The sequence below is a fragment of the Agriterribacter sp. genome, from assembly GCF_035445465.1.
GTDB lineage: Bacteria > Bacteroidota > Bacteroidia > Chitinophagales > Chitinophagaceae > Agriterribacter.
In genome coordinates this window covers 90,427-113,299 of the sequence record NZ_DAOMQT010000009.1, presented here as the reverse complement: position 1 = coordinate 113,299, position 22,873 = coordinate 90,427, and the positions used below count along the sequence as shown (strand labels likewise).

The window sequence follows — 22,873 nt, the reverse complement described above, 5'->3', positions numbered from 1 at the left end:
TAAAACAAACAATTATGTCTGAACCTGTAGTTATAAAACCATACCTCCGTTTATCGGGTCTCGAACCATTAGTGGTTCGTCCTGAAACCAATTTTGTTAATGTGGGTGAGCGTACCAATGTTACCGGCTCAAAAAAATTCGCCCGTTTGGTGCGGGATGGTAAGTATGAAGAAGCGTTAAGCGTTGCCCGGCAGCAGGTAGAAAACGGCGCACAGGTATTAGACGTAAACATGGATGACGCCATGCTGGAAGGTGTAACGGCTATGACTACCTTCCTTAACCTGCTGCAAAGCGAACCGGATATCGCCAGGATCCCCATCATGATTGACTCTTCCAAATTTGAGATCATTGAGGCGGGTTTAAAATGTGTACAGGGCAAGTGTATCGTTAACTCCATCTCTATGAAGGAAGGAGAAGAGAAGTTTATCCACCAGGCGGAAATATGCAAGATGTTTGGCGCTGCCGTTATTGTAATGGCCTTTGATGAACAGGGGCAGGCCGATACCAAAGAAAGAAAAATAGAGATAAGTCATAAAGCGTATAAAATTCTTACACAAAAAGTAGGATATGATCCGCAGGACATCATTTTCGATCCTAATATTTTTGCCATCGCCACCGGCATTGAAGAGCACAATAACTATGCGGTTGATTTTATTGAGGCTATAAAAGAAATAAAACGCCTGATGCCCCTCACCAGGATAAGCGGGGGCGTAAGCAATGTATCCTTTTCTTTTCGTGGCAATGACCATGTACGGGAAGCCATGCATTCCGTTTTTTTATATCATGCCATTAAAGCCGGTATGGATATGGGCATTGTAAATGCCGGCCAGTTGGTAGTGTACGATGAAATAGATCCTCATTTGCGTCAGTTATGCGAAGATGTGATATTGAACAGGAACAATGATAACAATGAAGCAACTGAAAAGCTGATCGCTTTTGCCGAAACGGTAAAGGCAAAGGGAAAAGAAGTGGTTAAAGATAACGCGTGGCGCAATAGTTCTGTTGAGGAACGGCTTACACATTCGCTGGTAAATGGCATAACCGATTTTATTGATATTGATACCGAAGAAGCACGCCTGAAGTATCCCCGTCCTTTAGATGTTATTGAAGGTCCGTTGATGGATGGGATGAACGTGGTGGGCGATTTATTCGGTGCAGGAAAAATGTTTTTGCCGCAGGTAGTAAAATCTGCAAGGGTGATGAAAAAATCGGTTGCCATTCTTACCCCTTATATAGAAGCCGCAAAATCTGAAGTATCCGATGCGCCAACTATTTTGCTGGCTACAGTTAAGGGAGATGTGCATGATATAGGTAAAAATATAGTAGGTGTGGTTTTGGGCTGCAATGGCTATAATATAAAAGACCTGGGTGTGATGGTGCCTACAGATAAAATTTTAGATGAAGCAGTGAAATGTGGAGCCGCCATGGTGGGCGTAAGCGGGTTGATAACGCCATCGCTCGATGAAATGGTGCATGTGGCGCATGAAATGAAACGGCGGGGCATGAACCTGCCTTTACTGATTGGTGGCGCTACCACTTCGCGTATGCATACCGCCGTTAAAATAGCCCCCCAGTATGATCACGGGGTGGTACATGTGCTCGATGCCAGCAGGAGTGTAACGGTGGCGGGCGCATTGTTGAATGAGCAAAAAGAAGGTTTTCTCAAAGGCATTCATGCCGAATACCAGAAGCTCAAAACTGATTTCGAAAATAAGAAGCCGGTTAAACAGTATATTTCCTATGAAGCCGCGCAGGCCAATAAAGTAAAGGTTGATTGGGAAAATTATGCTGCTCCCGTGCCGGCTTTTACCGGCACCAAAATATTTGAGGAATATGATCTCAAAGAAATTCGGCAGTATATAGACTGGAAACCATTTTTTATAGCATGGGAGCTGCATGGCAATTTTCCGCAAATATTAACCGATGAAAAAGTAGGCGTGGAAGCCACCAAGCTGTACAACGATGCAAATGCCCTGCTGGACCAGATCATTGCCGAAAAGTGGGTCACCGCTCATGGCGTTGTCGGCTTCTGGCAGGCCAATACCACTGCGCCGGATACCATTGAAGTAAAGAACGGTGCGTTGGCAATAAGATTAGAATCCCTGCGCCAGCAAATCAAAAAGGCCCCCGGGCAACCCAACCTCTCCCTGGCGGATTTTATTGCCCCGCAAACTACCGGTGTGCAGGACTACTTAGGCGCCTTTTCCGTTACCATAAAGGGAATAGAGCCCCATATTAAAAAGTTTGAAGCCGAGCACGATGACTATAATAAAATAACCCTGCAGGCCTTGTGCGACCGTCTTGTAGAAGCTTTTGCGGAATGTTTGCACCAGCGCACAAGAAAAGAGTTCTGGGGATATGTAAAAGAAGAAGCGTTAACTAATGAAGACCTGATCAAAGAAAAATACCAGGGTATACGGCCGGCGCCGGGTTATCCTGCCTGTCCCGATCACTTAGAAAAATATAAGCTGTTCAACCTGCTGGGTGGCGAGGAGGCAACAGGCATCCACCTCACAGAATCATTAGCCATGTACCCCGCTTCATCGGTATGCGGCTGGTATTTCAGTCACCCGCAAAGCCAGTATTTTGGCGTGGGCAAAATTCAGCAGGATCAGTTTGATGATTATGTAAAACGAAGCGGCTCCGGTGAAGAAGAAATGCAACGGTGGCTGAGACCTGTGCTGGAATGATGAGGCTATGAAGATTTTTACAGCACGGTAACTCGTAGAGGGGTACAGTAAAAAATCATATAGCTCGCGCATAAGGGCTTCAATCGTTTTGTAGTACACAAGGGTGTTGGTTTGTCCTCAATATCGGGTTTATAGCAGAAGAGTACAGCCCGGAACAACTTATTCAAACTCGCTGTTGTGCGAAGTCCGGAGACTTATGTCTCCAAAGCGCATAGCGCTCCACACATCATATATTATTTAGCCCATTCCAACACGTTTCGTTCGCTTTGATTTTAACAGTAATCAAAAAGCATTTCATAACAGGAATATGTAAACGCTTTCATAGTAGAATAGACTGTGGTTCTGGTAACCTTCCTACATTCGCATCATACACATTTAAAGTGGAAACGCTTTTGACAGGCACAGCTTATTCTGCTTTGGATCAAACCATAAAAATGAAATGTAGATTATTCCGTATTCCTGTTCTTATTATATCGTTGTTCTCCTGCCGGCAACAGGATACCGGGTGGCAGGTATCGAGGGGGAACGCTGAAAGCAATTGTTATTCGCCACTGGATCAGATCAATATCAATAATGTCAGAGACCTGAAGGTTGCCTGGACTTACAATACCGGCGATACAGGAGCCGCCATTCAATGCAATCCTATTATTGTAGATGGAATAATGTATGTTACCTCACCTGCATTAAAAGTAATTGCCCTTGAAGCCTCTAACGGTAAGATGCTGTGGCAATTCGATCCTTTTAAAGAAGGGCATGCTTATGATGTAAACAGGGGCGTAACTTACTGGCAACACGGAAAAGATAAGCGGATCCTTTTTACCGCCGGGCATAATTTATATGCCTTAAATGCTCAAACCGGGCAGCTCATCCCAACTTTTGGTAAGGAGGGAACTGTTGACCTGAGAGAAGGTTTGGACTGCGATCCAGGTGAACTGTTCGTTACGGTTACTTCACCCGGAATTATTTTTAATGATTTACTGATCCTGGGTTCCCGAACAACCGAGGCGGAAGGCGCTGCACCGGGTCATGTGAGGGCATTTAATGTGCTAACGGGTAAAGAAGCCTGGGTTTTCCACACCATACCACAACCCGGAGAATTTGGATACGACACATGGGAAAAGGACGCCTGGAAAAATGTAGGAGGTGCCAATACCTGGTCGGGTTTGAGTTTGGATGAAAAACGCGGAATGGTTTTTTTTGGAACGGGCTCCTGCGCTCCCGACTTTTTTGGCGGCGGTCGTAAAGGGCAGAACTTGTTTGCCAACTCGGTAATAGCCCTGAAAGCAGCGAGCGGTGAAAGGGTCTGGCACTACCAGGTTGTTCATCATGATTTGCTGGATTATGATCTTCCAGCCCCCCCGGTGCTTGTAGCAGTGAGCCATGGTGGAAAGAAGATTGATGCTGTAGCGCAGATAACCAAAACCGGGAATGTATTTGTTTTTGATCGCGATACCGGCAAGCCTTTGTTTGATGTAGAAGAGCGAAAAGTACCGGTGTCGGATATCGAGGGAGAGGAGAGTTGGCCCACTCAGCCATTCCCTTTGAAACCAGCCCCGTTTGTCCGGCAAAAATATACGGAAGATGATATCCCGGATATGTCAGCTGAAGCCAGGGCTTACGTGATTGAGCGTTTGAAGCATATAAGAAATGAAGGCATTTTTACACCTTCCAGTGAACAGGGATCGTTGGTATTTCCTGGTTTCAGAGGTGGTGCGGAATGGAATGGCGGTTCATTCGATCCTCAAACAGGCATCCTGTATGTTAACGCGAATGAAATACCGAATATCACCGCTTTAAAAAAAGTAGAAGCAGACCAAGGCAATAAATTAGGCGTCAGCCTTTATCAACTGAATTGTGCTACTTGTCATGGTTTTGACAGGAAAGGTCAGGACCCTTTTCCATCGCTGCTATATATTGGAAAAAAAATGACTGCTTCGGATGTATTGGATCGGATAAAAAATGGAAAAGGCCAGATGCCTGCTTTCCCTAATCTTTCTAAAGAACAAACGGATGCGATAGTAGGTTACCTGTTTCAGGAACAAAATGGCAAAATCATTGCGGCGGAAGGGAAACAGCCGGGCAACCCGGGTAAGACATTTCGTTATGCCCACTCCGGGCATGGACAATTTCTGGACCGGGAAGGTTATCCGGCGGTAAAACCGCCATGGGGAACCCTTAGCGCAATCAATCTGAATTTGGGGGAAATATCCTGGCAAATACCGCTTGGTGAATACGAGGAGCTAACGAAAAGAGGAATTCCGCCTACCGGCACGCAAAACTTTGGAGGTACCATTGTAACAGCAGGTGGTGTCATATTTGTGGGGGCAACAAAGGATGAAAAATTTCGCGCTATAGACAAGCATACAGGCAACATATTATGGGAAACAAAATTACCTGCCGGCGGATACGCTACACCCAGTACCTATGAAGTTAACGGCAAACAATATGTGGTGATAGCAGCAGGCGGAGGGGGCAAGAACGATACAAAAAAAGGGGATAGTTATGTTGCCTTTGCCCTTCCGGATTAACAGGCGGGGTTCTGCTGCGGAGGATTCCCCAAAGCGCTTTAAATGCTGGTATTGGCCCCACTTTTTAAGTTTAACATGTAGTAACATTAATTGAATCATCGTCATAAAAAATCATATAAGAATATGAACATGAAATTGATCAACCTCATTTTGTTTGCCGCTATATTTTGTTTGCCCTCTCTTTTACCGGCGCAAGGCAGAAATAGTAAAGCGAATAGTAGCAGCCGGCAAGTCAACATTATTAATCGTAAATCCGACCAGAAGGTTGATGTTATGATAGACGGCAGGCTATTTACATCTTACTGTTATCATGACAGCTTAGTAAAGCAGGTGCTCTATCCTGTTTTAACTGCATCGGGAACGGCTGTAACGCGGGGATGGCCCATAAGCCCAAGACCAGGTGAGCGTCGTGATCATCCGCATCATATCGGTATGTGGCTTAATTATGGGGATGTAAATACCTATGATTTCTGGAATAACTCCCATGCAGTTCCTGAGAAGCTGAGGAAAGTTCACAACGGAGCGATTAAGCATATGAAGATTAAGAAAATTATCTCCGGTAAGAAAGAAGGCATCCTGAGAACAGAGGAAAGCTGGCTTTCGCCTTTCGGAAATAAACTTTTAAGCGAAAAAACGGAATACCACTTCATTGCCGACGGATCTACCCGGATTATTGACCGGATTACAATCTTAACCGCGGACACCAGTGTGGTGGTATTTAACGATACAGAAGAAGGGATGTTTGCGGTTCGTGTGGCCAGACAGTTAGAATTACCTTCTGAAAAAGAAAAGGACAATCCGGTTGAAGGAGACCCCACAGGGGATTATAGAAGTAGTGAAGGCGTAACAGGAAGCGACGTTTGGAGTACGCGCGCAAAGTGGATGAACCTGTTCGGCCATCTTGGATCCGAGAAAATTTCACTGGTTATTTGCGACCATCCCAAAAATCTAACTTATCCCACCTACTGGCATGCGCGTGGCTACGGTTTGTTTTCCGCCAATCCGCTTGGAGTGAAGGATTTTACCGAAGGCAGGCAGTCGTTAAACTACTCAATGTCTAAAGGAAAATCTTTAACGTTCAGATACCGGATCATTATCAGCTCGGGTAATTATTTAACGGATGCTGAAATAAATAATTATGCAGCGGGTTTCGAAAAAAAGTATTGATTTGGATTCGCTTAGGGGCAGTTCAAAAGAGGTGTAAAATAAAAAAACGAAAGATGGCTTTAAGGTTTGTTTATTGTATATAAATCATATCATTGTAAACGCTTTCATTGTGCTTTCCTTCATGATTCAGGTTATCTTCATTAGATTTGAATGGTGTGTATAAGAAGCCTTGCAATAAAGACTTTCTGATCGTTTTGGATGTTATCAGGTTGGGTAGGGAAGCATTGTTTCACGCCTGCCTGCCATGCAGGCAGTGCACGTAAAACTGCGGCAGGCGCAAAGAAGCATACGTTGCGCACGCTGCTTCGCTGTGTACGCTGCGAGAAACCACATAATTTTTATTTATCAAAACAAAACAATTATGGATAGGGGTAAAACAGCATTAAAAAATGAGCAAACAACCCGTCGTAACTTTATTAAAACAACCGGTGTTGCAGGTGCAGGGCTATTAGCGGCGCCATTTATTGCGTCCGGCGCATGGGCGGGAACGTCTCCCGGCGATACGATCAATCATGCTGTTATTGGCACGGGTAAGCAGGGTGTGGACTTTCATTGTAAAAGTTTTGCCAAAGCAAAAGGTTGTAAAGTGGTGGCTATTTGTGACGTGGACCCCCAGCGTCTTGAGATGGCTGCCAGGGAGCTGCCTAACGAGAGACAGGTGAAGCGGTATTCAGACTTTCGCAAGCTGCTTGAAGACAAGTCTATTGACTCAGTAAGCATTGCAACACCCGATCAATGGCATACGCCAATGGCGTTATGGGCGCTCATGGCCGGAAAACATGTATATATAGAAAAGCCCTGCAGCCATACGGTGGAAGAAGCCGAGCTTTTAATAAAAGCCGCTGCACAGTACAATAAATGTGTACAGCATGGAACGCAGCGCAGAAGCGAAGGAGATCATATTGAAGCGATGAAGCAATTAAATAGCGGCATCATTGGAAAGGTTCATACCGTTAAGGCGATCAATCATCAGCTTCGTAATCCTATTGGACGCGCTGCCGTTGAGCAGCCCCCCCGGGGCGTTAACTATGATATGTGGCTTGGCCCATCACCGGTAGTGCCGTTTACCAAAAATCGCTGGCACTACAACTGGCATTGGTTCTGGGATTATGGCGGTGGTGACACCGTAAATGACGGTGTTCACCAGATTGATATTGCAGTTTGGGCTTTGGGAAATCGGTATCCCAAAAGAATGATCGTTTCAGGAGGACAATATTTTTATAATGACGACCACGAAACACCGGATACGCAGACTGCGATCTTGCAATATGACGACAGCCAGATTATTTACGAGATGCGACTGTGGACCCCTTATAATCTGGAAGGGCACGATAACGGAAATGTAGCATATGGAACTGACGGTAAAATGGATTTCGGGCGCAGTGGCGTTATCGTTACAAAAGGAAAAGAACAGATCAAAATTGAATCGCCGGAACCTGTTGAAAGTATTGTTCCGAATTTTCTTACTGCCGTACGGGAAAATAATCCTGCTAAGCTGCTTTCCCCGGTTAAGGCAGGAAGGGTATCCTCAGACCTTTGCAATTTAATGAACATTGCAACCCGGCTGAACGCTCCGTCAATCGAATATGATCCGGTAAAGCGGGAAGTTACCTGTGCCGGCTATCAGGAACAGGCAACGGCATTACTGCGCAGGGAGTATCGGAAGGGGTATGAGTTACCTTATAAATAGCACATCTGATTTAATACAATCTTTAAATCTAAAACGAGAACGTTCAAATAGTATAACATGAAGATAGAGTTAAATCGTTTTAAAAGCTGGACGGCCGGGTTCGTTATGGCAGCTATACTGGTGAGCTGTTCAGGTAATAAAAATACAAAAGATGACCTCCCTGTAGTGGAGTTTCAGCAGGAGCCCGGTAAATTGTTAATCCTGATAGATAAAAAACCGTTCGCTACCTACGTATATGAGGATTCTGTAACCACCCGGCCCTATTTCGAAAATGTAATGACACCCTGCGGTGTTCAGGCAACCCGGAATCACCCTGTTCTTGCCGGCGATCCTAAAGATCATAGCTCCTGGCACCCGGGCATCTGGCTAAGCTACGCAGATTTGAATGGAGTTGATTATTGGCGGCTCAAAGGAAAAGTGGAGCATGAGCTGTTTACGGAGCAACCCAAAGGCGGGGCCGGAAAAGGAACGTTTACAGTGCGCAATTATTACATGAGTGCCGACGGCAAAGACCGGATGGTTGCAGAATTGGTCAGGTATTCAATCATAGCGGAACCGTCTGGATATTTGTTGACTTCGGCCAGTACCTACTCTTCTGAAAAAGGTGATTTCACTTTTGGAGATCAGGAAGAAATGGGACTGGGCATTCGGGTGAACACCCGGATCACCGTTCAATACGGGGATGGACACATTACCAATGCTGAAGGGCAGAAGGACGAGGATGGTACCTGGGGAAAAGCGTCTAAATGGATTGATTACAGTGGTGAAATTGATGATCATTATGTAGGAATGGCCATTATGCAGGACCCTGCCAATTTCCGTCCTGCCTGGTTTCACTCCCGTAACTATGGTTATATAGCCGCTAACCCTTTTGGCAGGGAAGCGATGAATCAAGGAGAAAAAAGCGCCATCACTGTAAAGAAGGGCGACAAATTTTCTATTGGATTTGGAGTACTGGTTTATTGCACTCCTAAGGGTGAACAGGCTGATATCAATGATGCATATCAGGACTACCTGAAAGTTCTGAAGGAATAGGTCCCTAACAGCAATATGTATCATATTGTACTACCTGTGGTACAATACTACCGGGGTATTAGCTACTGCTTTGCCCTTTTTACCGGGTTCACCCGGGTAAGCATTTTGCTTTATTATAATAGAATAGCAATTATTTACAACATGCGCAGGTGAAGCATGATTGCCTGCTCATCTTTATTAACGAATAATAATGCATGATTTATGATTAAAGATTTATTACAAATATATCAACCCCGGAAATTGAATTTCGGCAGCGGATGCTTGCAAAATCTGCCCAATGATCTTCAGTCCTTTCAGTTAAAACGGGTACTGATTGTTACCCTGCCGGCAGTGCTTCCCCAGCTTCAGGAGCTGATAACCGGGCTGGAAAAGGGAGGGATTGAAGTAACCGTAGATGTTTCTATCCGTAAAGAGCCTACCTGTAATGACTTTGAAAAGCTATTAGATACAGCGAGGCGTATTCAACCGGAATGTGTACTTGGAATTGGCGGTGGCAGCGTTATGGATGTAGCCAAGCTGGTGGCGGCACAGGTAAAAAATACCCGGTCTCTGGCTGATATCATGGGTATCAACAAACTCAAAGAACGTGAAATATTATTGATTTGTTCGCCAACGACCTCGGGAACGGGAAGTGAGGTATCGCCCAATGCCATCCTGCTTGATGAAAGCGATAATCAGAAAAAGGGCATTATCAGTCCGTTCCTGGTGCCGGATATGGTATATGCAGACCCCCTGCTTACGGTTTCGTTACCTGCGGCGATGACGGCTGCAACTGGTATTGACGCGCTTACACACTGTATAGAGGCTTATGCCAATCGCTTTGCTCATCCGCTGATTGATGTATATGCGCTGGAAGGTATTCGTTTGATCAGCGCGAACCTTGTAAAATGCTATCAGAATGGAAACGATCCTGAAGCCCGCGCGGCCGTGTCTTTGGGGAGTCTTTTTGGCGGCATTTGTCTGGGACCGGTCAATACCGCCGCGGTGCATGCCCTTGCTTACCCGTTGGGAAGCCATTTTCATATAGCGCATGGTCTTTCCAATGCTTTACTGCTCCCCCATGTTCTTGAATTTAACCTCCCCGCCGCCCCTGAACGATATGCCGCTATTGCTACGGCAATGGGTTGTTCTTCGAATAGCGGCCCGGAGTTCCTGGCGAAAGAGGGTATTCAGCAGATAATTAAAATGATGAAGGACTGTAATATGCCTTTGAAGCTTTCTGAGTTAGATATACCTGTGGAGAGTATAGCGGGTATGGCCGAAGATGCTATGAAAGTAACCCGGTTATTGAAAAATAACGTGCGGGAACTTCAGTATTCTGACGCTGTAAAAATTTATCAATCTGCCTATTAATGTAAAACATGAAACAGTACAATGGTATTTTGGTACCCTTAGTCACGCCCTTTAATGAAAAGGGAAAAATAGACCGGCCTCATTTTGAGAAAATGATTGAAGGGATTTTGACATACAACTGTCATCCTTTTGTTATGGGTACCACGGGCGAAGGGCTGTCTATAACAGAGCGGGAAAGACAGGAGGTGATCGCAATACTTGCCGGATTTAAGCGCAGCGGCGTAACGTTGTATGCCTCAGTTTCCGATGTATGCCATCAGACTATGATTGAAAGAGCGAAGCGATATGCAGATGAAGGTGTACATGTAATGGTGGCGCATTTGCCTCCTCATTATACGCTTTCTCCTTCCGGTATGTATACATGGTTTGAAACCCTGGCAGATCAAAGCCCGCAGCCTGTAATGCTTTATAATATTCCTGCTACTACCCATATGAGCCTTCCCATAGATATTGCAGAACGGCTCAGTCAGCATCCCAACATTGTGGGGATTAAAGATTCCGAAAAAGATGAGCAGCGGTTGAAGGAATCGGCCGAACGCTGGAAGGATAGAGCAGACTTTAGCCATTTTACCGGCTGGGCCGCCAAATCATTTGACGGCTTAAAATGGGGGTCTGATGGACTGGTCCCCAGTTCGGCGAACCTGATTCCATCGGTATACATCAAACTGTATTGTGCAATAATGCGTGGCGATGACCAGGAGGCAAAAAACATGCAGGTGGTATCAGACTATGTAGGACAGCTTTACCAGCAGGGCAGGTTGTTGCCGGATTCGCTGTCGGCCCTGAAAGTGATGATGAAGTCCATTGGCTTGTGTGAAACTTTTGTATTACCGCCGCTTAATCGCCTCAGTGCGGAGGAGGAAGAAAAGTTACAGACAGCGTTTCTCACCTATTATTATAATTTAAAAGCAGCATTGGATTAACGAACTATGAAAAACAATAAGCCTGCTATAGGAATTACCATGGGCGACCCGGCCGGAGTAGGTCCTGAGATTGCAGTTAAATCGCTGAACAGCACTGCCGTTTTTGATCAGTGTAACCCCCTGGTAATAGGAGATGCCAAAGTGATCCGGTCGTGCATCGAAGATTTGAATTTGGCGCTGCAGGTAAACCCGGTTCACGATGTAAGGGACGCCTGTTTTCAACCCGGTACCATAGATGTATATGATCTTAACAACGTAGACGCAACTAAGCTGAAGCCTGGGGAAGTGTCTGCCATGGCAGGCCATGCTGCCTTCGAAGCGGTTACCACAGCCATTCAGCTTGCGCTTGATAATAAGATTGATGCCACAGTGACCGGCCCTATCCACAAAAAAGCGATCAATGAGGCTGGGCATCATTTCTCGGGTCATACCGAAATTTATGCACATTATACGGGCGTCAGGCAATACGCTATGTTACTTGTGGATGGAGATTTCAGGGTGGCCCACATCTCAACTCATGTATCCCTGCGGAAGGCTTGTGACCTGGTAAAAAAGCAGCGAATATTAGACGTAATAAAGCTTTTGGATGCTGGTCTGAATCAAATGGGTATCCGCAATGGAAAAATTGGCGTAGCCGGTCTTAATCCGCATGCCGGCGATGCCGGACTTTTTGGTGATGAAGAAGAAAAAGAAATCATTCCGGCTATCGAAGCGGCTGTTAAGCTTGGATTTCGGGTGGAAGGCCCCGTTGCGCCCGATACGATGTTTACAAAGGCTGTAACCGGTTATTACGATGGCTGTATTGCCATGTATCACGATCAGGGGCATATACCCTTTAAGCTGGCAGGTTTTAAATGGAATAATGACTCCCAAAAAATGGAAAGTGTTAAGGGGGTCAACATTACCCTCGGACTTCCAATTATCCGGACTTCCGTGGATCATGGTACTGCCTTTGACATTGTAGGGAAGGATCTGGCCAGTCCGGATGCCATGTTATTGGCCATAGACTATGCAATAAAATTGGCCTCAAATAAAAAAGAGCAATAAATGATAGCTGTAATTGCTGATGATTTTACAGGCGCCGCGGAAATCGGAGGAATAGGTATTCGTTTTCAGATGAAAGTTGAAATAGTAACCCGGGTTAGCATTGAACCTGATACCGATTTACTGATCATTGTTACGGATACCCGGTCAAAGTCTGCGGAAGAGGCTATCAATGATATTTACCTTATTACTTGCCAGTTGATGAAATTAAAACCGGAACTGATTTATAAAAAAATAGATTCGGTATTAAGGGGACATATTATAGCGGAATTATTGGCTCAAATGAAGATTATGGGAAAGCAAAGAGCCCTCGCCGTCCCCGCTAACCCGCATTTGGGAAGGGTCATAAAGGACGGTATGTACTATTTAAAGGATGTGAGATTGCATGAAACGGGCTTTAGGAATGATCCCGAATTTGTAATGTCAAATTCAGACACGATGCGTTCTTCTGATGTAATAGATATTTTGAGATATAACAATAGTGCTGATTTAGAGCGCTTAAATATTATAGTGGCAAAAACAGATGTTCCGTTTCCGGCTAAAGGGATTATAATAGGTGAAGCGCTGAGCTCAGATGACTTACGGCTGTGGGCCAAAAGGGTGGATGATCATACCTTAATAGCAGGCGCCTCAAGTTTCTTCCTGGCTTTATTGGAACATCTGCAATATCCCCATCGGGAAGGGGCTTTTGAAAAATCAATAGCGTATTCCGGTGGAAACATGCTTTTAGTTTGCGGGAGCTCCTTTTCAAAAAGCAAGCAAATGGTGGCAAAAGTATTGGCAGACGGGGCGCCTGTGAGCCTCATGCCATCAGCATTATTACATGCGGATGGAGCGCTCCTGTCCGGTCTGCAGGATCAATGGGCGTCGGATATTATTTCACTGTTCGCTACGCATAATCATGTTATCGTTGCTGCCGATCCGGAGGCTAATTATCCTGCGAATGAACTGGGCCGGAACATAAGTAAGCATATAGCTAAAGTGGTGGGAAAAGTGATGAAGCGGCTACCTGTTCAGGAATTGATGCTGGAGGGTGGATCAACTGCTTCTTCCATATTAAATGAGATGCATTTGGAAAAGCTTTATCCTCAGCAGGAACTTGCAGATGGAGTGATAAGAACAAGCGTACCCGGGAATGCGGCATTACATATTACATTCAAACCGGGTAGTTACCGGTGGCCGGAATCAATCTGGAATTCAAACCTTAGAAAATAAATATATGGAGCATAACGCTATACATCTTATTGATTATATTATCATTATTGTTTCAGTGCTCTTTTCCATTGCGGTAGGCGTTTACTTTTATAAGAGACAGCATTCAACCAGCAGTTTTTTTAAGGCCAGCGGAAAATTTCCTTCCTGGGCTATCGGAATTTCTATTTTAGCAACCCTGGTAAGCAGCATAACTTTTTTAGCTTACCCGGGAGCGGGGTATTCCTCCAATTGGATTCTTTTGCTACAGGGTCTTATGGTTCCGTTGGTATTGTTCACAACGATCTGGTTTATTGTTCCTTTATACAGGAAGGTAATCGGGTTAAGCGTATATGAATACTTTGAGAAGCGGTTTGGGTATTTCGCCAGGTTTTATGGCTCATTTGGTTTCGTTCTTAACAGTTTCTCCGGCATGGCAACTACACTGTTTCTGTTGGCGCTGGCTGTATCTTCAATGATGGGGATATCTACTTTTTTAGTGCTTTGGATCATTGGCAGTACCATTATTATTATTACGCTTTTAGGAGGAATGGAGGGGGTTATCTGGTTAGATGTTATCCAGGGGCTCCTGTTAATAGTAGGTGGATTGGTATGCCTCGTAATGCTGATATTCAGTATACAGGGCGGACTACCTGAGATTTGGAGCGTTGCCAAAGCGAATGACAGGGTGGGATTCGGTCCGTATGATATTGACTTTACCCGTTTAACCTTTATTGTAATGGCTATTAATGGTATTTTTTATGCCATTCAGAAATATGCTACTGATCAAACTATAGTGCAAAGATACCTGTCGGCCGGCTCAAACCGGTCTGCCATTAAGGCTACCTTAATGGGTGCATTGCTCACTGTGCCGGTATGGATCATATTTATGTTTATCGGAACGGTCTTATTTGTCTATTATCATAAGAATCCGGGAGAGCTGCCTGAGAATATGAGACCCGACGGGGTTTTCCCCCATTTTATTATGAGTAAATTTCCTCTCGGGATTGTAGGGCTGGTTATCTCTGCATTACTTGCCTCTGCGATTGCGTCAACCGTTGCTGCCCTGAATTCTTTGGTTGCAGTAGGATTGGAAGACTATTACAAGCGGTGGCGACCCAACAGAACGGATAAGCACTATTTTAGCACCAGCAAAACATTAGTAGTATTATGTGGCTTATTGTCCGTGTTTATGAGTTCCTTATATCTTTTGGCAGGTAATGAAGGTGTGCTGGGAATTGTATTTGTTCTTTATGCCATCTTTTCGGGCGGTATTGCTGGTATATTCCTTCTGGGATTCTTCGTTCCATGGGCCAACAAAGGAGGGCTGAACGTGGCGATACTGGTTTGCGTATTATTCACCGGATATGCAATTTTAACTTCAACTACAATCGGATCGGGAACCGGCGAGCAGATTATTGTAGATATGGGCGATCTTAATTTTACGCATCACAAACTCATGCTGGGCGTATATACACATTTGATCATTCTGGGAGTAGGCAGTGTTGCCAGTTATTTTTTTCCAAAAAAAGAAGTTGACAAAAATCTGATATTCGCCGGCTGGGGAGATGCCAAAAGACAAGGTAAACTTAAAATAAAAGAACTGTAAAATTAAGAATGAAGCACCTCATTTAACTGGAGTGGATTCGGTCGTCTTTTTGAAAAAATGCAGTAAACTATGATACTACTTTTTCCGGCGCAGATACTACCGTTGCCTGTTTTGTCAGGAAATCCTTTGTCCTTTGTTTTGCCCGGATCTGTTATAATGTAAACGCTTTCATGATAAAAGTTCGTTTTCTCGCCAGGGGCCTATAGATTTGTTGCGGGTAATCAATTTTATAAATGTAAACGCTTACAGTCCTCATGAGTAATTTGAAAGATGTTGCCAGCCTGGCTGCAGTTTCCATTGCCACGGTATCGAGGGTCATTAACAATTCCGCGGTAGTAGATCCGAAAACCCGCGTGAAAGTTCAAAATGCCATCAGGAAGCTGAACTTTCATCCTAACCGCGTTGCACGCCGGTTAAGCAAATTGAGGATGAAGGAAGGAAATGGAAAGATCATTGGATTGGTATTGCCGGATATTACCAATCCTTTTTATGTGGATGTATTAAGAGGAGTTGAAGATTATGCCCTTAAGCATGAATACGTGGTTATTACCTGCAATTTTGGACAGGATGAATCCCGGGAAAAGCTCTATTTGAGTATCCTGCAGTCGGAGTCTGTTGATGGTTTGATAGTGGTTCCGGTGCGCGGATTAGATGAAGAGGTATCGAAAATGGTAGAATCCGGCCTGCCGATCGTTTGTGTGGATCGTGAGCTTCCCGGCACCGATGTTGATGTTGTATTGGTAGATAACCGGAAAGGCGCCTATGAAGCGGTTGAACATTTAATTCGTTTGGGCCATACGCGCATTGCCTTTATCTCCGGTTTGCCACAAATTCCTACGAGTGTTGAACGCCTGAATGGGTACAGGGATGCTTTGCAGGCGCATAACATTCCCGTAGATGAAAGATTGGTAAAATATGGAGATTCTATGCATGAAAGCGGTCTCAGGCTTAGTGAGGAATTATTAAAGAGCGGGCATATCCCCACCGCGTTGTTTACCGGGAATAACCTGATCACATTAGGGGCGCTTGAAATGATACATCGTTTAGGACTTTCTGTTCCCAAAGATATTGCTTTGGTGGGCTTTGATGATATGCATTGGTCTATTTCCCTTAATCCGCCCTTAACTGCTGTGCGGCAACCGGGATATGACATCGGAAGACGGGCAACAGAACTGCTTTTTCAGCGCATTGGCGACCTGAAGCGCCCTACTGCAAAAGTGATTTTTGATGCGGAATTGAAAATCAGAAATTCCTGCGGATCAAAGTAAGGTCGGGAGACTGCTAAGGTAAAAAACAGGGATTAAATATTTGCCAGAGATGTATTTGTATTTGGTTTAGCAACAACAGCACGGAATATTACCTTTCAGGTTTTCTTTGTCACATTTTTGTCAATTGAACTTTGTGTAAGCAACGTTTCACCCCCTTCTCTTGTCAATTGCATCAAGTTATAATGCAATATGAATAAACTCAAAAGCCCGGCTCTGGCTTTATTGTTTCTCTTCCCCTTTTTATCACAAGCCCAAAATAATGTTGAACCCTATATTGGATACGGTATTGATGTTAATAATAAACAGCCACTTAGCCAGGTAAATATTGGGTTGCAATATCCCGTTATTAATCAGAGGATATACCAAATGCTGATTGGAGTTAATGGAGGGCTTCCGTTAAATAAACATACTGGAAATGATGTTGCTTATACTTCCGACCTGTCATTGCCTTTAAGCACGGGAACAGGTTATGAAACCAAATGGTATTCTTGTGCAGTTTCATTGGGGCACAGATTCAGATTGATTTCCTGGGCAGATAAAAATATTATATCCCCTTTTGTTAAGGCCGGCCTTGCATATCAAAACATAGCTGTGCGTTATGATAGCTATAATATGGATAAGTATACTGTACTCAATCCACATAGATCGTTAAAAAAGACAGGACTGTTTATAGCCGGAGGTATTCAATACAAATGTGAGCTTAACAAGGGATATATTTTTGCACAGGCAGAGATTTCCTCGCCTCCGCTTGTGGAAAGTCTTAATAATTATACTTACGAGCTCCCGGGGCCTTTTACCATAAATATTGGATATGTAGTTGAATTTAAAAAAAGAAATAAATGAAATGGATCGCACCGCTGCAATGGATTATCGTTGTTGCTATCCCAACAGCGTTAATCTCATGCGATAAAAATTATACCGTATTTTATGAAGATGAAGATGCTGATGGTTTATCAGTGTTTTCAGATATGGGTAATAATGTCATGTCATGTTATATTAACGGGCAGGCTTTTCGTACAAGAGGCAGGATATATAATGCAGGGTTTAGCAGGGGGTATCTTAGTACAGAAATTGAATTGTTTAAAGATGCTGCTGCACCAGACAGTGATACGCTTACTATTATTTGGCAGAGGGATGCGTTTTCACCCAATCCTAATTCCATAAGTTTAGTGCTGGCAGTAAAAAAAGATTTCTCTTATAATGATTTTACTGCGTTTAATAATACCCGGTTGGTTATAGATGGAATTAATGGATATTTCATGGTTAACAGCAACCATTCAGAAAAAGGAACCGGTAGTATTTATTTTCTCAGGGCTGTACTGATGCCGGGTAATGCTGCAGGAATCAACAACCAGCTTTCTGGTATTTTTGAAGCAACCTTACCTTCTTATAAAATTACCAGGGGTAGATTTGACCATACTTTGCCTGTGGGTCACCCCCAAGGAGTTGTTTTTTTCTGATAAGAAAGTGTTTTCTTTCTGCCCCGAGATACCTCCGGCTACAATATACTCAACTGAGCTCCCTGAATTCAGTTTTTATTATCCCCATCCATTTCAATAATTTCGCTTTTCGTTTGTTGTTAAAATGAATACTCCATTACCTGGAACAATTTAAGAAAGATGAAAGCAAGAGTGTTAAAAATTCACCAGAAGGATAATGTACTGGTGGCGCTTACCAATTTAAAGAAAGGCGAAAGCATCGAGCATAACGGTGAAACCTATACGCTGGTTGACGATGTAGATGCCAAGCACAAGTTTTTTATTGGAGATATGAAAGCCGGCGACCCGGTATACATGTACGGCGTGCTGGTAGGCAAAATACAGTTTGATGTGTCCAAAGGCGGACGAATGACAACAGACAATACCAAACATGCGGCCGATCCTTACGATTACCGCGGCGTACAATACGAATGGCACGCACCGGATGTGTCTAAATTTAAGAACAGAACCTTTAACGGGTATCACCGCAGCGATGGCAGGGTAGGCACGGCTAATTACTGGTTGTTTCTTCCTACTGTTTTTTGCGAAAACCGCAACCTGGATGTGATCCGGGAAGCCTTACATAATGAGCTGGGGTATGCCGTAACGGATAAGTATAAGTCGTATACAAAATATCTTGTTGATGCCTATAAGGAAGGCACAGACATCAATACGCTTCAGATCGCTGATATGGAACCGGATCCTGTCCGCCGCAGGGTATTCAAAAATATTGACGGCATAAAATTCCTCAATCACCAGGGTGGCTGCGGCGGTACGCGCCAGGATGCGGCCACACTGGGCAGGCTCCTGGCCGCTTATTCCGATCATCCCAACGTGGCAGGCGTAACCGTTTTAAGTTTGGGCTGCCAGAACTTACAGGTGCAGGATTATCTCGGGTATCTGAAAGAACGTAATCCCGCTTTCGATAAACCCCTGTATATTTTTGAGCAGCAGCGGTCGCAAAGTGAAGAGCAACTGGTGGCAGAGGCGATCCGTAAAACGTTTGCAGGCCTAACGGAAGCGAATAAAATGGAAAGAAGACCCGCCCCGCTTACAGAGTTGTGCATTGGTGTGAAATGCGGGGGGAGTGATGGCTTCAGCGGTATATCGGCTAACCCTGCTGTAGGCTATTGTGCCGACCTGGTGGTAGCATTGGGTGGCAAAATTTTGCTGGCGGAATTTCCCGAACTGTGTGGCGCCGAACAGGAGCTGATAGACCGGTCGGTGGATGAACCTACAGCCCGTAAATTTATGCATTTAATGAGGAGCTATGATGAAATGGCGCATAAGGTAGGCTCGGGATTTCATATGAACCCATCGCCTGGTAATATCAGGGACGGGCTGATTACGGATGCCATAAAATCTACAGGCGCCGCAAAAAAAGGCGGCACTTCACCGGTGGCGGATGTGCTGGACTATACGGAAAAAGTAAGGAAGCCTGGCTTGAGCCTGGTTTGTACACCGGGCAATGATGTGGAAGCTACCACAGGTAAAACAGCATCGGGCTCAACGCTTATTCTATTTACTACCGGTCTGGGCACACCTACAGGTAACCCGGTTTGTCCTACTATAAAAGTGGCTACCAACTCATCGCTGGCAAAAAGGATGAAAGATATTATAGACATTGATACCGGCTCTATTATTGAAGGAGAAAAAACGATTGAGGAAATGGGTGAAGAAATCCTGGAATATTGTATTAAAGCCGCCAGTGGTGAAGTAATACCCAAAGCGGTACAACTGAACCAGGATGATTTCATTCCGTGGAAAAGAGGGGTGTCATTGTAAAATAATTTGAAAATTTGAAAATGTGGGAAATGTGGAAATGAGGACATCAAATCGGAAATCAGAAATCAAAAATTACGTTCATGTTCAGATTAGATGATAAAGTAGTTGTTATTACGGGCGGCGGAAGCGGCATAGGCAAAGCCATCAGCACCACCTTTGCAAAGCAGGGCGCTATAGTGTATATTATTGAAATGGATGAAAAAGCCGCTGCGGCAACTGTTGATGAGATTGCCACGGAAGGCGGGAAAGGCAGCTTCTTCAAATGCAATATCGCTAACCAGCAGGAAGTAAAAACCGTGATAGCGCAGATCACTCAAAAACATGCAACGATAGATATACTGGTAAACAATGCGGGCATTGCGCATATTGGCCAGGCCGATAACACGGCAGAGGAAGATTTTGACCGGGTGGTGGCGGTGAATATTAAAGGGGTATACAATTGCCTCCATGAAACGATCCCTTTCATGAAACAAAAGGGAGGTTCTATATTGAACATGGCCTCTATTGCAGCGTTGGTAGGTATACCCGACCGCTTTGTATATTCGGCCGCCAAAGGCGCGGTGGGTGCCATGACCTTATCGGTAGCCAAAGATTATTTAAGTTATAACATCCGTTGCAACTGCATTTCCCCGGCAAGGGTACATACGCCCTTTGTAGACGGCTTCCTGGCAAAAAATTATGCGGGCAAAGAAAAGGAAATGTTTGAAAAACTTTCTAAAACCCAGCCTATCGGACGCATGGCCAGGCCCGTTGAAATAGCGCACCTGGCGTTGTATTTGTGCTCAGATGAAGCTTCTTTTATTACGGGCTGCGATTACCCGATTGACGGCGGTTTTGTTAAATTAAATAACTGACCGGGGTTTCGATCATCAGCCGCAATTTTGTTTGAACGCGCGGCGTTAGCAATAAAATGATCATATGAAACATTATTGGGCTGCCTGCCTGTTACTATGCGTTTATGCTGCGTCATGCACCAAAGTTGACAATGGCGAGGCTGCAGAAGCAAAGCTGATTTTCAGGTACCGGTTCGATTCAACACAGGAAAGACTGAACAATACAGGTCAGCCTGCTTTGGTTACCGGTGGCCATGCTGCGCAAAGCCCGGTTTTTAATAGCATGAGTGCGCACTATATTGAACTAACGCCGGATGCTTCCACACCGTTAGGTAAAGGAGCGGTACTCTATAAAGCACCCGAAACGGATGCCGGCGGAGAAGCCGCTATTGATTTTGAACGATCCGTTACCGCGGGTAACAATGAAGTGTTTTATGCCATACCGCTGAAAGACATACCTGCCGGGGAATATGAATGGTTACGGCTTTCGCTGGCTTACCAGAATTATACGGTGCAATACCATATTGATACTACTATTACTATAGCTACCGATACTACTTCCAACACCATAACGATTGACCAGGACCTTACGGGAACGATCGCATCATTTATAGGATTCAATACCTATATCAAATCTTATCTTGTCAAAAGCCAGTCGCTTACGGTTGATGACAATCGCAAACAGGGATATTGGGGATTTGAAACTGCCATCAGCGGGGAAGGATTTAATGAAACGTACACCACTTCAGGACAATCACCTGAAGGCAGCACAACCGTGGTTAACCCCATTTTTGATACTTCACCTGTACCGGCAGGTTCCTGCGTGGTAACTGCCGCCTTTACACCAGGCAAACTGGTTATTACCGGAAAGGAAACAGAAAATATTATAGTAGAGGTATCCCTTTCCACCAACAAAAGCTTTGAATGGGAAGAAGTGATAAACAACGGCAAATGGGATCCGCTGAAAGGAGAGCCTGTGGTAGATATGGGAATACGGGGAATGATACCGGCGATCAGGTAGGGATGAGCTATCGGCGCTCAGCTATGAGCTTTGAGTGTCTTGGTCAAACGTGAAATGTGAGAATGAAGGTGGTGAATGGTGAATAGTTAGGGGTGAAGTTCACTATCGCCCGTTGCCTGTTCCCTCTCTTCAAACAAATCTGCGGCTATTCCGTCTGCAAATAATTTTCCGGCATTGGTAAGCTTCAGTGTGTTGTTGGTTAATATAATCTTCTCATTTGTATAGGGTTGAGCGGCAAGCAATATACGTTGTGCATGTGTTTCGCCAAAGCTGGTTTGGATATGGCTGAGGTCAATACCTTCCATAGTACGCAGGCTGGTCATAATGTATTCATTAAGCCTTTGTACGGATGTAAGCAATTCCTTTTCTACAGGTATATTATTTTGTGAAATGGACTGTATGTATAAAGCATTGTTGGCAATGTTCCAGCTCCGGGTATCTGTTCCGTTGAAGGAATGTGCGGAAGGACCAAAGCCGTAATAGGGCTTGCCCTGCCAGTAAGAGGTATTATGGCGGCTTCTTTTTCCCGGGATGGAAAAATTAGATATTTCATAGTGCTCGTATCCTGCATTTTCCAGCCAGCTAATAAGTTGCATAAACTGCCTTGCCTGCTGTTCCGGATCAGTATCCTGCATTTTGTTTTTGGCAATCATGCTGTGCAATGCCGTTTTGGGTTCCACGGTCAGGGCATAACAGCTTACATGCGGAATGTTAAAATCAATGACTTGCTGTACATTCCGCTGCCATTTTTCATCACTCAGTCCGGGTGAACCATAGATCAGGTCAATCGTAAGGTTATTAAAACCTGCATGCTGTGCCTGCACTATACTATTAACAGATTGTTCAGCAGTATGCGCCCGGTTCATCCATTTCAGGTCTTCCTCGAAAAAAGACTGAACGCCGATGCTCAGCCGGTTAATGCCTATGCTTTTCCAGGCGGTGAGCTGTGGCGCTGAAATATCGTCAGGGTTGGCTTCTAATGTAATTTCTGCGGTATCGCTTATAACAAACTTATGCCGGAGGGCATCTAAAATAGTACCTAATGTTTGGGCAGATAACAAGCTCGGCGTGCCACCACCAAAATATATCGTTTCAATATGGTTATTGTTATGATAAGCCGTACATAAAGCGATCTCTTTCAATAAAGCGGTTATTAAATCGTTCTTGAACCGGAGCGAAGTAGAGAAATGAAAATTGCAGTATAAACAAGCCTGTCTGCAAAAAGGAATATGAATATATATGCCTGCCAATGCTAAAT

General features: G+C 44.5%; 17 protein-coding genes. 16 read left to right on the top strand and 1 reads right to left on the bottom strand.

What is annotated here, in order from left to right; all coding sequences use genetic code 11:
- The first annotated feature begins 14 nt into the window (after positions 1–14).
- From metH to PLE34_RS07205, 16 genes are all read left to right on the top strand, one after another.
- On the top strand, positions 15–2,690 hold the full coding sequence (gene metH / locus PLE34_RS07280; RefSeq protein ID WP_324555426.1) for a methionine synthase: 2,676 nt from the start codon (positions 15–17) through the stop codon (positions 2,688–2,690).
- A gap of 434 nt (positions 2,691–3,124) precedes the next feature.
- Positions 3,125–5,218, top strand: coding sequence for an outer membrane protein assembly factor BamB family protein (locus PLE34_RS07275; protein WP_324555424.1), 2,094 nt, complete (start codon positions 3,125–3,127; stop codon positions 5,216–5,218).
- Positions 5,219–5,341: 123 nt separating this feature from the next.
- Positions 5,342–6,385 carry a DUF6807 domain-containing protein gene (locus PLE34_RS07270; RefSeq protein WP_324555422.1) on the top strand — a complete coding sequence of 348 codons (1,044 nt, stop codon included), beginning with the start codon at positions 5,342–5,344 and terminating at the stop codon, positions 6,383–6,385.
- 361 nt (positions 6,386–6,746) lie between these two features.
- Positions 6,747–8,075 (top strand): Gfo/Idh/MocA family oxidoreductase, encoded by a 1,329-nt coding sequence (locus PLE34_RS07265; protein WP_324555420.1) that lies wholly within the window; start codon positions 6,747–6,749, stop codon positions 8,073–8,075.
- Positions 8,076–8,132: 57 nt separating this feature from the next.
- Complete coding sequence (locus PLE34_RS07260) at positions 8,133–9,110, top strand: DUF6807 family protein (protein WP_324555418.1); 978 nt, start codon at positions 8,133–8,135, stop codon at positions 9,108–9,110.
- Between the two features lie 201 nt (positions 9,111–9,311).
- On the top strand, positions 9,312–10,463 hold the full coding sequence (locus PLE34_RS07255; RefSeq protein ID WP_324555416.1) for an iron-containing alcohol dehydrogenase: 1,152 nt from the start codon (positions 9,312–9,314) through the stop codon (positions 10,461–10,463).
- An 8-nt stretch (positions 10,464–10,471) separates the two neighbouring features.
- A complete protein-coding gene (locus PLE34_RS07250) occupies positions 10,472–11,386 on the top strand; it encodes a dihydrodipicolinate synthase family protein (protein WP_324555414.1) in 915 nt (304 codons plus the stop codon).
- A 6-nt stretch (positions 11,387–11,392) separates the two neighbouring features.
- Entirely contained in the window at positions 11,393–12,433 is a 1,041-nt protein-coding gene (pdxA, locus tag PLE34_RS07245; protein WP_324555412.1) for a 4-hydroxythreonine-4-phosphate dehydrogenase PdxA, read from the top strand.
- Positions 12,434–13,645, top strand: a complete 1,212-nt coding sequence (locus tag PLE34_RS07240; RefSeq protein WP_324555410.1) for a four-carbon acid sugar kinase family protein — start codon at positions 12,434–12,436, stop codon at positions 13,643–13,645.
- Between the two features lie 4 nt (positions 13,646–13,649).
- Positions 13,650–15,230, top strand: a complete 1,581-nt coding sequence (locus PLE34_RS07235) for a sodium:solute symporter family protein (protein WP_324555409.1) — start codon at positions 13,650–13,652, stop codon at positions 15,228–15,230.
- A 254-nt stretch (positions 15,231–15,484) separates the two neighbouring features.
- Entirely contained in the window at positions 15,485–16,498 is a 1,014-nt protein-coding gene (locus PLE34_RS07230) for a LacI family DNA-binding transcriptional regulator (RefSeq protein WP_324555407.1), read from the top strand.
- A gap of 189 nt (positions 16,499–16,687) precedes the next feature.
- Positions 16,688–17,341 (top strand): hypothetical protein, encoded by a 654-nt coding sequence (locus PLE34_RS07225; RefSeq protein WP_324555405.1) that lies wholly within the window; start codon positions 16,688–16,690, stop codon positions 17,339–17,341.
- Complete coding sequence (locus PLE34_RS07220) at positions 17,338–17,958, top strand: hypothetical protein (protein ID WP_324555403.1); 621 nt, start codon at positions 17,338–17,340, stop codon at positions 17,956–17,958. The genes PLE34_RS07225 and PLE34_RS07220 overlap by 4 nt, the downstream gene beginning before the upstream one ends.
- Before the next feature lie 159 nt (positions 17,959–18,117).
- Positions 18,118–19,761, top strand: a complete 1,644-nt coding sequence (locus PLE34_RS07215; protein WP_324555401.1) for a UxaA family hydrolase — start codon at positions 18,118–18,120, stop codon at positions 19,759–19,761.
- A gap of 80 nt (positions 19,762–19,841) precedes the next feature.
- On the top strand, positions 19,842–20,615 hold the full coding sequence (locus PLE34_RS07210) for an SDR family NAD(P)-dependent oxidoreductase (protein WP_324555399.1): 774 nt from the start codon (positions 19,842–19,844) through the stop codon (positions 20,613–20,615).
- A gap of 64 nt (positions 20,616–20,679) precedes the next feature.
- On the top strand, positions 20,680–21,615 hold the full coding sequence (locus PLE34_RS07205) for a hypothetical protein (protein WP_324555397.1): 936 nt from the start codon (positions 20,680–20,682) through the stop codon (positions 21,613–21,615).
- A gap of 86 nt (positions 21,616–21,701) precedes the next feature.
- Here the strand turns inward: PLE34_RS07205 and hemW are convergent, their stop codons facing one another.
- Positions 21,702–22,865 carry a radical SAM family heme chaperone HemW gene (gene hemW, locus PLE34_RS07200; protein ID WP_324555394.1) on the bottom strand — a complete coding sequence of 388 codons (1,164 nt, stop codon included), beginning with the start codon at positions 22,863–22,865 and terminating at the stop codon, positions 21,702–21,704.
- Positions 22,866–22,873: the final 8 nt, after the last annotated feature.